Origin of the sequence: Vibrio sp. (genome assembly GCF_038138445.1) — a bacterium.
GTDB lineage: Bacteria > Pseudomonadota > Gammaproteobacteria > Enterobacterales > Vibrionaceae > Vibrio.
Map to the genome: position 1 here is coordinate 59,479 of NZ_JAYQDQ010000005.1, position 12,114 is coordinate 71,592.

Annotated in this window: 15 protein-coding genes; 1 reads left to right on the forward strand and 14 read right to left on the reverse strand. The window is 43.5% G+C overall.

Annotated features, from left to right (window positions below):
• Window positions 1-14: 14 nt before the first annotated feature.
• The 12 genes from holB to yceD form a co-directional block, all read right to left on the reverse strand.
• Entirely contained in the window at window positions 15-977 is a 963-nt protein-coding gene (holB, locus tag AAFM34_RS03120) for a DNA polymerase III subunit delta' (RefSeq protein WP_341659956.1), read from the reverse strand.
• Window positions 974-1,609 (reverse strand): dTMP kinase, encoded by a 636-nt coding sequence (tmk, locus tag AAFM34_RS03125; protein WP_341659900.1) that lies wholly within the window; start codon window positions 1,607-1,609, stop codon window positions 974-976. Before tmk ends, holB begins: the two co-directional genes overlap by 4 nt.
• On the reverse strand, window positions 1,606-2,622 hold the full coding sequence (gene mltG / locus AAFM34_RS03130) for an endolytic transglycosylase MltG (RefSeq protein WP_341659902.1): 1,017 nt from the start codon (window positions 2,620-2,622) through the stop codon (window positions 1,606-1,608). The genes tmk and mltG overlap by 4 nt, the downstream gene beginning before the upstream one ends.
• Window positions 2,616-3,422 (reverse strand): aminodeoxychorismate lyase, encoded by an 807-nt coding sequence (pabC, locus tag AAFM34_RS03135; RefSeq protein ID WP_341659904.1) that lies wholly within the window; start codon window positions 3,420-3,422, stop codon window positions 2,616-2,618. Before pabC ends, mltG begins: the two co-directional genes overlap by 7 nt.
• 76 nt (window positions 3,423-3,498) lie before the next feature.
• On the reverse strand, window positions 3,499-4,743 hold the full coding sequence (gene fabF / locus AAFM34_RS03140; protein ID WP_341659906.1) for a beta-ketoacyl-ACP synthase II: 1,245 nt from the start codon (window positions 4,741-4,743) through the stop codon (window positions 3,499-3,501).
• A gap of 91 nt (window positions 4,744-4,834) precedes the next feature.
• On the reverse strand, window positions 4,835-5,068 hold the full coding sequence (gene acpP, locus AAFM34_RS03145) for an acyl carrier protein (RefSeq protein ID WP_004406112.1): 234 nt from the start codon (window positions 5,066-5,068) through the stop codon (window positions 4,835-4,837).
• A 231-nt stretch (window positions 5,069-5,299) separates the two neighbouring features.
• The gene (fabG, locus tag AAFM34_RS03150; protein ID WP_341659957.1) at window positions 5,300-6,034 is read right to left on the reverse strand and encodes a 3-oxoacyl-ACP reductase FabG; all 735 of its coding nucleotides are present in this window, start codon (window positions 6,032-6,034) and stop codon (window positions 5,300-5,302) included.
• 23 nt (window positions 6,035-6,057) lie between these two features.
• Entirely contained in the window at window positions 6,058-6,981 is a 924-nt protein-coding gene (gene fabD / locus AAFM34_RS03155; protein ID WP_341659908.1) for an ACP S-malonyltransferase, read from the reverse strand.
• Window positions 6,982-7,103: 122 nt separating this feature from the next.
• Window positions 7,104-8,054: a beta-ketoacyl-ACP synthase III gene (locus AAFM34_RS03160; RefSeq protein ID WP_341659910.1), complete on the reverse strand. Its 951-nt coding sequence runs from the start codon at window positions 8,052-8,054 to the stop codon at window positions 7,104-7,106.
• A gap of 5 nt (window positions 8,055-8,059) precedes the next feature.
• On the reverse strand, window positions 8,060-9,085 hold the full coding sequence (plsX, locus tag AAFM34_RS03165; RefSeq protein WP_341659912.1) for a phosphate acyltransferase PlsX: 1,026 nt from the start codon (window positions 9,083-9,085) through the stop codon (window positions 8,060-8,062).
• A 9-nt stretch (window positions 9,086-9,094) separates the two neighbouring features.
• A complete protein-coding gene (rpmF, locus tag AAFM34_RS03170) occupies window positions 9,095-9,265 on the reverse strand; it encodes a 50S ribosomal protein L32 (RefSeq protein ID WP_114787253.1) in 171 nt (56 codons plus the stop codon).
• Between the two features lie 31 nt (window positions 9,266-9,296).
• On the reverse strand, window positions 9,297-9,821 hold the full coding sequence (yceD, locus tag AAFM34_RS03175) for a 23S rRNA accumulation protein YceD (protein ID WP_341659915.1): 525 nt from the start codon (window positions 9,819-9,821) through the stop codon (window positions 9,297-9,299).
• Window positions 9,822-9,974: 153 nt separating this feature from the next.
• Between yceD and AAFM34_RS03180 the strand changes: the two genes are divergently transcribed.
• Window positions 9,975-10,562: a Maf family protein gene (locus tag AAFM34_RS03180; protein WP_341659917.1), complete on the forward strand. Its 588-nt coding sequence runs from the start codon at window positions 9,975-9,977 to the stop codon at window positions 10,560-10,562.
• A 49-nt stretch (window positions 10,563-10,611) separates the two neighbouring features.
• Here AAFM34_RS03180 and rluC read toward each other — a convergent pair whose 3' ends face one another.
• Together rluC and AAFM34_RS03190 are read right to left on the reverse strand one after the other, a co-directional pair.
• Window positions 10,612-11,562 (reverse strand): 23S rRNA pseudouridine(955/2504/2580) synthase RluC, encoded by a 951-nt coding sequence (gene rluC, locus AAFM34_RS03185; protein ID WP_341659919.1) that lies wholly within the window; start codon window positions 11,560-11,562, stop codon window positions 10,612-10,614.
• A 283-nt stretch (window positions 11,563-11,845) separates the two neighbouring features.
• Window positions 11,846-12,058: a hypothetical protein gene (locus AAFM34_RS03190; protein ID WP_341659921.1), complete on the reverse strand. Its 213-nt coding sequence runs from the start codon at window positions 12,056-12,058 to the stop codon at window positions 11,846-11,848.
• Window positions 12,059-12,114 lie beyond the last annotated feature (56 nt).

The window sequence follows — 12,114 nt, forward strand, 5'->3', positions numbered from 1 at the left end:
GGTGACTGCGGAATCTACGAACATACTTCCTCGTTAAACTTGATTAACCAATCTAGAATTAGCAATTCACTGTTAAGCCCTGAGTATTCTCTGAGTTGCTCTGTTAATTTGCTTAAATTCTCTGTTTGTTGGAAGAGCTTCTCATAGCTTAAGTAGTGTATAAGCTCTTTTGCAATGGGTGAAAAGTATGGCGCATCTAGACCAAAATAAACTTTCTGCGCATCAGTAAGTATGTACCACATCCAATCGAGAGATTCCTCATGTGAGCTTGCGAGTAGTTTAGCCAGAGCGACCAGATCACCGTCATGTTTTAGAATATCTAATAAACTTTGCTCTAATTGCTGGTAAAGCGCTTCTTGTCCTCGGTCCATGAATGACTGAATAGTGGTTGGAGCATTACCGTTAACATGCGCGATGTGAGGAGCAATAGTGAATGATACCTGCTGACTTAACCAATCAGCGACTTCGTGCGCCGAAGGTTTAGTAACTTGCCATCTTTGACATCGACTACTCACCGTCGGAAGCAGCCTATGTGGCTGATAGGAGATGAGGAGGAATATACAGGTACTTGAGGGCTCTTCAAGAGTCTTTAAAAGCGCATTCGCTGCAGATTCTGTCATTGCCTCTGCGGGTTCAATAATAAATATACGCTTACCCGATAACTGCGATGACTCCTGCGCTAATCGGTTACAACCTCGAATTTGGTCCACACTGATTGATTTAGCACTTTTCTCTGGCTTGATAAGATGATAATCGGGATGGTTGCTTGCCTGCATTAACTGGCAACTATGACAAACACCGCACGCTTCACTAGCATAATTGCTACACATCACAGCCTGAGTGAATATTGAAACCAATACTTCAGTGCCCATTCCTAGATGGGAGCTCAACAAAACAGCGTTTGGAAAGGTATCCTGCTCTAGACTAGATTGCCATTCCTTCCAAATGCTACTTAACCATGGATACGTGGATATCATTGCTGCCGTTTTAACCATTCGTTAAGTTGACTTTGTATATCACTGGCAACAGCATCAATACTTTGATTCGCGTTGATGGTGACTACCCTGTCATCACTAGAAGCTAATTCGAGATAGCGCTCTCTTGTGCGCTCAAAAAAACTCATGTCCATCTTTTCAATGCGATCCAGCTCGCCTCGGCCTCTCGCTCTGGAAAGACCAAGCTTGGGGTCAATATCAAGATAAATGGTCAAATCGGGTTTAAAGTCACCCAGCGTTGTTTGCTTAAGATCTTGCAGTATCTTATGTGAAAGCTGTCGTCCTCCACCTTGATAGGCTTGAGAAGACATATCATGTCTGTCACCAACCACCCAATCACCACAAGCCAAGGCAGGCTTAATCACATTTTCAACTAACTGAACACGAGCAGCATACATAAGCAAAAGTTCAGTCATATCTTGAAGTGATTCGCCTTCATGGTCTTGTTTGACCAAAGTGCGCAGTTGTTCTGCTAATGCTGTACCACCTGGCTCTCGTGTTGATTGAATGTTCTTTATTCCTGCATTCTCAAGTGTCTCAAGTACTGTTTTAATCGCTGTACTTTTTCCTGCGCCTTCTAGACCTTCGACAACTATGAATTTAGCTTTGTTCATTTATTACTTCTTAACTGTTTTAAATAAGCACGAACGGCTCGGTTATGTTCGGCCAATGTTTTAGAAAATACATGCCCACCATTACCACTCGCGACAAAATAAAGATAGCGACTCGCTTCTGGGTTAAGTGCAGCTTTAATGGATGCTTTCCCCGGCATAGCGATTGGCGTAGGTGGCAAACCAAAAATAGTATAGGTGTTGTACGGAGTTGGCGTTCGCAGATCTTTCTTGCGAATATTACCATCGTACTTGTCCCCCATACCATAAATGACGGTCGGATCGGTTTGTAATCGCATTCGCTTATTAAGTCGATTAACGAACACGGCAGCCACTCGTTCTCGCTCTGACTCTACTGCGGTTTCTTTCTCGATAATTGAAGCTAAGATTAAGGCTTCATAAGGTGAATCAAGTGGAAGATCTTTCTGACGCAAAGACCACTGCTCATCGAGTACTTTTTGCAGTTTGTTGGCTGCCCGCTTTAATATATCGAGATCAGAAGTACCCACAGTGTAATGATACGTTTCTGCTAGCAGCAAGCCTTCCAGTTTATTCTGTTTTACACCTATATTCTGCGCAATTTGAGCCTCTGTCATGCCTTGAGCTTTATGGTCAAGGTGTGGAGCTTGCTGCAGAGAGTCGAGCCATTCAGAAAATGTCGAACCTTCGACAAAGGTGATGGCAAACTGGTGCTCTTTACCCGTGTTAAACAGCTCCAGAGCTTGCTTTAGCGTCATTTCCGGTATCAGAAGATAAGTGCCAGCTTTGATCTCAGCCATTTGCGGGTAAAATCTGTGTACCAAGGGAGTGAGTTTATCAAATTCGATCAGTTGCTCTTTTGTCAGCCCAGATAATACTTGGTTAAAGCTCGCACCTGGCTCAATTGTATATATTTTCTCTTGATCCAATATGAGTGCTTGGTTGACATATTGCTCCATGTACTTTGTTAAGTAGGCATAACCAGCACCTGCCAGCACTAAGCCACTTAACAACAATAAGGTGAGTCTTTTTACCACTGGTTAATCATCTCCTGAATAGTCTTTGTCACTGAGCTTTTTGCATAAGATTGCTGACCAATAGCTTTGACAGGTGCTATACGAAGAAGAGAGTTCGAAATAAAGACTTCCTCCGCTGCATACAGCTCTTTAAGCGAATAGTCCCCTACTCTCACCTCTATGCCATTCTTAACCGCTGAATCAATAATAACACGTTGCATCACTCCTTTTACGCCAGCGTTGGTAAGATCTGGTGTATAAACAACATCTTGGTTAACCCAAAAAACATTAGCCATTGTGGTTTCTATGACATTAGCTTTGATATCAAGCACGATTCCATCAGAAAGGCCTTTTTCATCCATTTCAGACTTGAGTAGTACTTGTTCAAGCCGATTGTTATGCTTGTGACCTGCGAGCATAGGGTTATGGCCAAGGCGCTGGGAACATACACCTAATTTTACTCCCTCAGTCATCCACTTTGTATAGTGAGTGGGAAAATCAAAAGTACTGATAATTACATTGGGTCCCTTAACTTTGTTGGGACTATACCCACGACCGCCTTCGCCACGGCTGATATGAAGTTTAATGCCAGCTTCAACTTTCGCAGTACAGGCATTTCGCAACCAGTCTTCTACTTGATGCCAATTTGGCAGGGAGATCCCAAGCAGCTCCATACATGACTGCATTCTTTCTTTGTGCTTATCCCAATACTGTACCTGCTCTCCTTGAACCAACATAGTGGTAAAACAACCATCACCATATTGAAAGGAGCGATCATGCAAAGAAATCGTCTCTGACAGTCGTCCATTTACCCAGTACATATTTTCTTCCATAGATAGAGAAACGGCCTAATGCCTGCGCATTAAGCCGTTTTATCATAAATTGCTCTAAGACTCTTTAGATTTTTTTAAAGACCAAAGAACCGTTAGTTCCGCCAAAACCAAATGAGTTACAAATCGCGTAATCTGAATTAATTGGCTTTGCAGTATGTGGGACAAGGTCAATATCTCCTAACCCTTCTTCACAATTGTCTAAGTTAATCGTAGGTGGCACCATTTGATCAACCAAAGCCATAATAGTAACGATCGCCTCTACAGAACCTGCGGCGCCTAAAAGGTGGCCAGTCATAGACTTGGTAGAAGACACTTTTACTTGTTTTGTGCCTTCTTCACCAAGCGCGCGGCGAATACCTTTAGCTTCTGCGACATCACCCGCTGGTGTAGAAGTTCCATGCGCATTGACATAACCGACTTGAGTACCTGTGATGCCAGCGTCACGCATTGCCGCTTCCATCGCTAAAGCACCGCCAGAACCGTCTTCACTTGGAGAGGTCATATGATAGGCATCGCCAGACATACCAAAGCCAACAAGCTCAGCATAAATTTTGGCGCCTCGGGCTTTCGCATGCTCATATTCTTCTAATACGATAACACCAGCTCCGTCACCCAAAACAAAACCATCACGCTCTTTATCCCAAGGACGCGATGCTTTCTGAGGTTCGTCATTGCGAGTAGATAGTGCTTTAGCAGCACCAAATCCTGCCATACCGAGCGGTGTTGAAGCTTTCTCTGCTCCGCCAGCGACCATAGCATCAGCATCACCATAAGCAATCATACGAGCGGCATGACCAATGTTGTGAAGGCCAGTGGTACATGCTGTTGAGATAGCGATGTTAGGACCACGGAGGCCACGCATGATCGATAGGTTTCCAGCAACCATATTCACTATGGTTGAAGGGACAAAGAAAGGACTGACTTTTCGCGGACCCTTTTCGACTAGAGCGGTATGACCTGCTTCGATGAGGTCAAGTCCACCAATGCCTGATCCTATAGCCACACCAACGCGCGCTGCGTTGTCATGACTAATTTCTAGGCCTGAGTCATCAAGAGCTTGAATGCCAGCAGCAATGCCGTATTGGATAAACAAATCCATTTTACGAGCATCTTTCTTTGACATGTATTCTGTGCAGTCAAAACCTTTTACTAATCCCGCAAAGCGAGTTGAAAAGTTTTCTGTATCAAAGTGCTCGATATTAACGATACCACTCTGACCTTCTAGCAGGGCTTTCCACGATGATTCTACTGTGTTGCCGACCGGTGACAACATACCCATGCCAGTGATAACAACACGACGCTTGGACACGATTTTATTCTCCGGAATTGATATGATTCTATGAAAGGTATAGAAGAGTTAAAAAGAACACAGGCGGCCAGAAGGCCGCCTGGGAGAGATATTACTGAGCGCTGTTTACGTAGTCGATTGCAGCTTGAACAGTTGTGATCTTCTCAGCTTCTTCATCTGGAATCTCAGTGTCAAATTCTTCTTCTAGAGCCATTACTAGTTCAACAGTGTCTAGAGAATCAGCACCTAGATCGTCAACGAAAGAAGCTTCATTTTTAACTTCTGCTTCATCTACACCTAGCTGTTCAACAATGATTTTCTTTACGCGTTCTTCGATGTTGCTCATTTTTCTTTTCCTTTACAGATTTCGCTCAATGCGATGGTTCCGTAGTTTATTCGAACTATTGAAAGTTGCAAGGGGGTACTTGCTGGTCAAACCACAAATTTCGCGATTTTTACCGAAATTCAATACATTTTTGACTTATATCATGCACAAATCTTGCGCACATAGATGCTGGTCATCACAAACTATAGGCTATTTTGTGATAGTTAATAGCCGAGTTAGCTCAACTTAGCATCAAACCATATACATGCCGCCATTAACGTGCAAAGTTTCGCCTGTAATGTACGCAGCTTCTGGAGAGGCAAGAAAAGCAACTGCTGAAGCAATTTCTTTAGGATCTCCAAGACGACCTGCAGGAACATTAGATAATGTCGCTGCTCTTTGCTCGTCGTTAAGCGCTTTCGTCATATCGGTTTCAATAAAACCAGGTGCAACAGTATTTACTGTCACACCACGAGATGCAACCTCACGTGCCATAGACTTAGTAAAACCTATCACTCCTGCTTTAGCAGCTGCATAGTTAGCTTGTCCAGCATTGCCCATTGTGCCGACAACAGAACCAACATTAATAATACGACCAGAGCGTTTTTTCATCATGCCACGAAGCACTGCTTTTGACATACGATATATAGGCGTTAAGTTGGTATCAATGATGTCATTCCACTCGTCATCTTTCATGCGCATCAGCAAGTTATCGCGAGTGATACCAGCATTGTTCACTAAAATATCGATCGCACCAAACTCATCGTTGATGTTTTTTAGAGTTGCTTCAATTGATTCGACATTGGTCACATTCAGGGCAAGACCCTTGCCTTTGTCTGCTAGGTAATCACTGATAGCCGCAGCCCCATTTTCAGAAGTCGCAGTACCAATCACTGTCGCTCCCCTTTCAGCCAGAAGTTCGGCGATAGCACGACCGATACCACGGCTCGCACCTGTCACCAAAGCAACTTTGCCTTCAAGATTCATCATAATTGCTATTCCTCAAATATTTACTTAACAGCGTCAAGCGATGCTAAATCATTAACCGCTGCACCACTGAGTGTTTTGACAATTCTCTTTGTCAGACCAGTCAATACTTTGCCTGGGCCAAGTTCATATAATTTCTCAACACCTTGCTCACTCATATGCTGAACACTTTCCGTCCAACGAACTGGGCTATGCAGTTGGCGAACCAGCGCCTCTTTAATTTTTTCTGGATCAGCTTCAGCAGTCACATCAACATTATTGATAACGGGCAGCTGAGGCACATTGAACTCTATTTCTTCCAGAGCGATAGCAAGTTTGTCCGCTGCTGGTTTCATTAATGCACAATGAGAGGGAACAGAGACTGGTAAAGGTAATGCCCTTTTAGCACCAGCTTCTTTACATAATGTTCCAGCCCTTTCGACAGCTTCTTTGCTGCCCGCGATAACAACTTGTCCTGGCGAGTTGTAGTTTACAGGAGAAACAACATCTCCTTGGGCAGCTTCCTCACATGCTTTCGCAATAGATTCATCATCAAGACCAATGATGGCGTACATAGCCCCTGTGCCAGCAGGTACCGCTTCTTGCATTAGCTGTCCACGTAACTCAACCAATTTAATGGCCTGCTTGAAATCAATAACACCAGCGCAAACTAAAGCTGAATATTCACCCAAACTATGACCAGCAATGCAACTTGGCTGATCCAAGTCTAACTCTTGCCATACTCTCCAGATTGCAACTGAAGAAGCCAATAAGGCAGGTTGAGTGCGAAACGTTTGATTCAAGTCTTCTACAGGACCGTCTTGAACTAGGGACCATAAGTCATAGCCCAATGCCTCAGACGCTTCTGCAAATGTGTTTCTTATTACATCATACCGCTCGCCAAGCTCAGCAAGCATACCAACAGCTTGAGAACCTTGACCTGGAAAAACGATAGCAAAATTGCTCATTCTATTTACCTTAAAAAAGTAACAAACGATGCCTATTTCTAGAGCCTACTTCGCACACCGCATCGTTGGATGACAAAAGGGAGACTCTAGACATCAAAAAAACTCAGAAAATACGCGTTAGTTTAGAATTTAACTAACGCAGAACCCCATGTAAAACCACCACCAAAGGCCTCAAGTAAAAGTGTTTGGCCTCGCTGGATTCGACCATCTCGAACTGCTTCATCAAGAGCAGTCGGGACCGTAGCTGCAGAGGTGTTACCATGCTTATCAAGGGTGATGACTACTTGATCAAGAGACATAGACAGCTTCTTAGCCGTCGCTGAAATGATCCGGTAATTCGCTTGATGGGGCACCAGCCAGTCTAGTTCAGATTTGTGCATATTGTTGGCTGCCAGGGTATCTTTGACCAATTTTGAAAGCTGAGTAACCGCGACTTTAAACACTTCGTTACCCGCCATATGTAGCCACTTATCTGCATCTTTGCCGCGCTCAGGTACCTCTAAGCTCAATAACTCTCCAAAGCGACCATCAGAATAAATGTGTGTAGATAGGATCCCAGGTTCATCACTGGCCCCCACAACAACAGCCCCAGCGCCATCACCAAATAAGATGATCGTTGAGCGGTCAGTTGGATCACATGTTTTCGACAAGGTATCAGAACCTATAACCAAAACATTTTTACACATACCCGTTTTAATATGCTGATCAGCGACAGACAGGGCATAAATAAACCCAGAGCAAGCAGCTGCGATATCAAAAGCTGGGCATTCCGAAACACCAAGCTTGGCTTGCACCTGACACGCAGATGATGGGAATGTGTGGCTACTGCTGGTCGTTGCTACGATGATAAGGTCAATATCATCAGTTTGAATTCCCGCCATCTCAATAGCATGTTGTGCGGCGATAGCGCCCATATCCGCAACCGTTTCATTCTCAGCAGCAATACGTCTCTCTCGTATACCAGTACGAGTTACGATCCAATCATCACTTGTATCTACCATTTTCTCTAGATCTGCGTTGGAACGCACCTGAGATGGCAGGTAGCTGCCAGTACCTAAAATTTTGCTATACATGAAGACTAATAATGCCTCTCGAGTAAAACCGCTTCCAAACGATCGCTAATACGGCTTGGTACTTGTCGTTTGACCTCGTGTAATGCTTCGCCAATTGCATTGACAAGAGCTTCTACATCAGCACTTCCATGGCTTTTTATTACAATGCCGCGCAATCCTAACAAACTTGCGCCGTTATACTGGTCGGGGTTCAGCGTTTTCAGGTCATTAAATAACCCAGAAAATAATTTTCTTGCAATCCAACCTTTTATTGATGAGGCCATCATACTCGACCTCAGCTTGTTGATAAATATCTGCGCCGTACCTTCACAGGCTTTAAGGCAGACATTACCCACAAAACCGTCACAAACTACCACATCAGCGACATCACTCAAAAGTTGATTACCTTCAATATAGCCAATGTAATTCATCGAGTTGGTTTGAGAGAGCATTTCTGCACAGCGTTTTACCAAGTCGTTCCCTTTAATTTCTTCTGCGCCGATATTGAGAATTGCAACGCGAGGAGAATGCTCTAAGTATTGCTCGGCCAAGGCACTTCCCATAATAGCAAACTGAAACAAGGAGTCTGCATCGCTGGAGACATTAGCACCAAGATCTAGCATCCAAGTATTCGATCCCGAAGCAGTAGGCAGCGCAGAGATAAGGGCTGGGCGGTCTATCCCAGGCAAGAGTTTGAGTTTAAAACGCGACAGCGCCATCAAAGCCCCAGTATTACCACCGCTGACACATGCGTCTGCTTCGTGTTTTGCAACAGCATCAATGGACTGAGACATAGATGTACCGTCACTATTTCTTAACGCTAAAGAAGGTTTTTCTGTATTAGAAATAACGCGATCGCTGTGCTGTATTTCCAAGCGTGGGTTGGGGTGATAGCCAAGTAACGACAGTTGTTTAGCGATCGCTATATGATCACCTATGAGTATCACTTTTAGCTCAGGGAAATGAGACAATGCCTGCACGGCGGCAGGCACTGTTACGCGAGGACCAAAATCCCCGCCCATTGCATCAAGTGCAACGGTTATATTAGGCAAAGGTCAACCTTACTTGTTGATAACCTTTTTGCCACGGTAGTAACCTTCAGCGGTTACGTTGTGGCGCAGGTGAGTTTCACCTGAAGTCGCATCTACAGATAGCGCGGCTGTGTTTAGAGCATCGTGAGAACGACGCATGCCACGCTTAGAACGTGATTTTTTGCTCTTTTGTACGGCCATTGACCCTACTCCTATGTTAACGCTTAAAGAATTAATTCTTTAAGTTTTTTAAAACATCGAATGGATTCGGCTTTTCTTCCACAATTTCTTCTGGAATTTCACCAAATACCAAATTGTCTGATTGAACGCTACAATCCGCTTCTTCATGCTTGGCAATTTGAGGTAAGTTTAGAATGAACTCGTCTTCAACTAACTGTATCAAGTCTATTTCACCGTACTCGTTCAGATCTACCAAATCGTACTCTTCCGGTGCATTTTCTTCACTTTGTTCACCTTTATAAGGTGTGTAAGTGAATGTAACTTCGCATTCATGAGCGAAGTTCTCGTTACAGCGTTGACACTCTAAATCAACTTCGATGTTAGCTTTACCAGAGATAACAACAAGCCGCTGTTCATCTAACTCAAATGACAATGACACTTGAGCGTCGCGTTTAACGCCTTCAACTGATTCGAATAAGCGCTTAAAAAGGCTGACTTGGATGATACCATCATAGTCTAAGCGTTTCTGTGCTGCTCGTGCCGGATCAACCGTTCGCGGTATTTTTACCTTTTGCATAGGGCGCGAATTCTATCTTCCTATTCATTTTTAGTCAAAGAAAAAGGGCAAAAAGTTATAGTTTTTTTCATTGCTATCAAAACACCAGAGACGAAAAGCACAATATGTTTTAATCTTTTCGCATCTGATGAAAACGAAATGTAATTACATAATATGACGAATTTCCAACTTGTCCTAGCCTCTACTTCCAAATACAGGCAGCAACTTATCGCCAAGTTATCTATGCCTTTCATCACTGCGTCTCCTGACTGTGATGAAACTCCCCACGAAAACGAAAGTCCAGAGTGCTTAGTTACACGACTCGCGAAGACTAAAGCAGAATCTTGTACAGTCGACCAACCCAGCCTGATAATAGGAAGTGATCAAGTTTGTGTTATTGATGGGAAAATTATCGGCAAACCGCTTAATCGACAGTCAGCAATTGAGCAGTTGAGCAGCCAAAGTGGAAAAGTCATCCAGTTTTTCACAGGCCTAGCCGTTTTCAATAACGTCAGTAAACAATCTCATGTCCACCTAGATACCTTCTGTGTTCACTTTCGAGAACTAACACAAGCCCAGATTGAATATTATGTCGACAAGGAAAAGCCCTATGACTGCGCAGGCAGTTTTAAAAGTGAGGGATTGGGTATAGCCTTGTTCAAAAAGCTCGAAGGTAAAGATCCAAACACGCTTGTTGGACTACCTTTAATTGACTTAATCGAAATGTTAAATGACCAAGGTATAGACGTTTTAAAAGCGTAAAAGCTAAATACTTGCGAGATGCTAGCCTGCAATATGCAGGCTACCGATTTCAGGGGAGTTGACGTAAACTCATCAGGACTTTGTCAAGTTTATCGCCCATTGGCGCATCTATCTCCATCCACTGCTCATTAGACGGATGCTGAAATTTGATATTGGCAGCGTGAAGAAACAATCTATCTAGGCCTACTTGAGACATATAGGCATCAAACCTTCTATCACCATAACGATCATCCCAAGCGATTGGATGCCCCGTATATTGAGTGTGAACTCGAATTTGATGTGTACGCCCTGTGATTGGACTGGCTTGCACTAATGTCGCTTTAGAAAACTTCTCAATAATTTTAAATCGTGTTTCAGAGGGTTTTCCTTGAGCGTTAACTCGCACTATGCTGTTGACTTCGTTTTTCAACAATGGCGCAGTCACCTTTTTACAACTCGGCTTCCAATGCCCCATGACTAAGGCAAAATAATACTTTTGCACTGTTTTAGCACGAAACTGAGCTTGGAGATGCCGAAGTGCTGACCGCTTTTTCGCGACCAACAATATTCCCGACGTGTCCCGGTCGATACGGTGCACTAACTCCAGAAAACGTGATTGAGGCCTGAGCGCTCTAAGTGCTTCAATTGCTCCAAACTTAAGTCCACTTCCACCATGGACAGCTGTACCTGAAGGCTTATTAAGAACGAGTATATGTTCATCTTCGTAGATAATCAGATGCTCAAGCTCTGCCACCTTGTTAAGCTTGATATTTAGCGGTTGCGACTCTTCCTGCTTTTGTTCAATGGTGACTGGAGGAATACGGACTATGTCTCCTGCTTGAAGTTTATATTCCGCCTTAATTCGTTTTTTATTTACACGTACTTCTCCCTTGCGCAAGATCCTATAAACCATGCTCTTAGGGAGGTTTTTTAGTTGGTTACGTAAAAAATTATCTATACGTTGGCCAGCCATGTCTTCATCGATATCGACAAACTGGACTTGGGTTCTAATTTCACTCATCTAGGCATTCTATCACTGAGGCGACGGTAAATTCACGTTTTCTGAATACTAAATTGTTCACTCCCTTTTAAGGCTGATTTTATTGAGGCTGAGCTTAAAAACTAGTCATAATAATTAACGCTTCAGCAAGAAAATGTTATTTTCATTAAAATTCAACAACTTAAAAATATATAAAATAGGTTTTTTAACCTTTTGTGGTAAAGCAGATTGCTGAGTTTAGTGGGTACTGCTATAGTTCACACCTGCAATGGATGCTTAGGTTCTATTTTACAAAACCTAATCATTATTGAGCAATATATTGAGTAGCGGCTATTTTACCGAAATGCAGCATATGGCGTAAGACATTTTGAGAATTAGTCAAGATTGTTGCCCTACTCAGAACTCTTTCATGTTGAGTATTATCCGCCACAATATGCGGCTCACAGGCAAAGCGTTTGTGAGGCTGATGTGCCCAAAGAGCACCCCTCCAGCCGGGAGGCTGCACAGATTTAGCCATGGGGTCAGGCACCTTGAAAGAAGCATAAAGGCAACAAAGCCATAGAATGACAACGA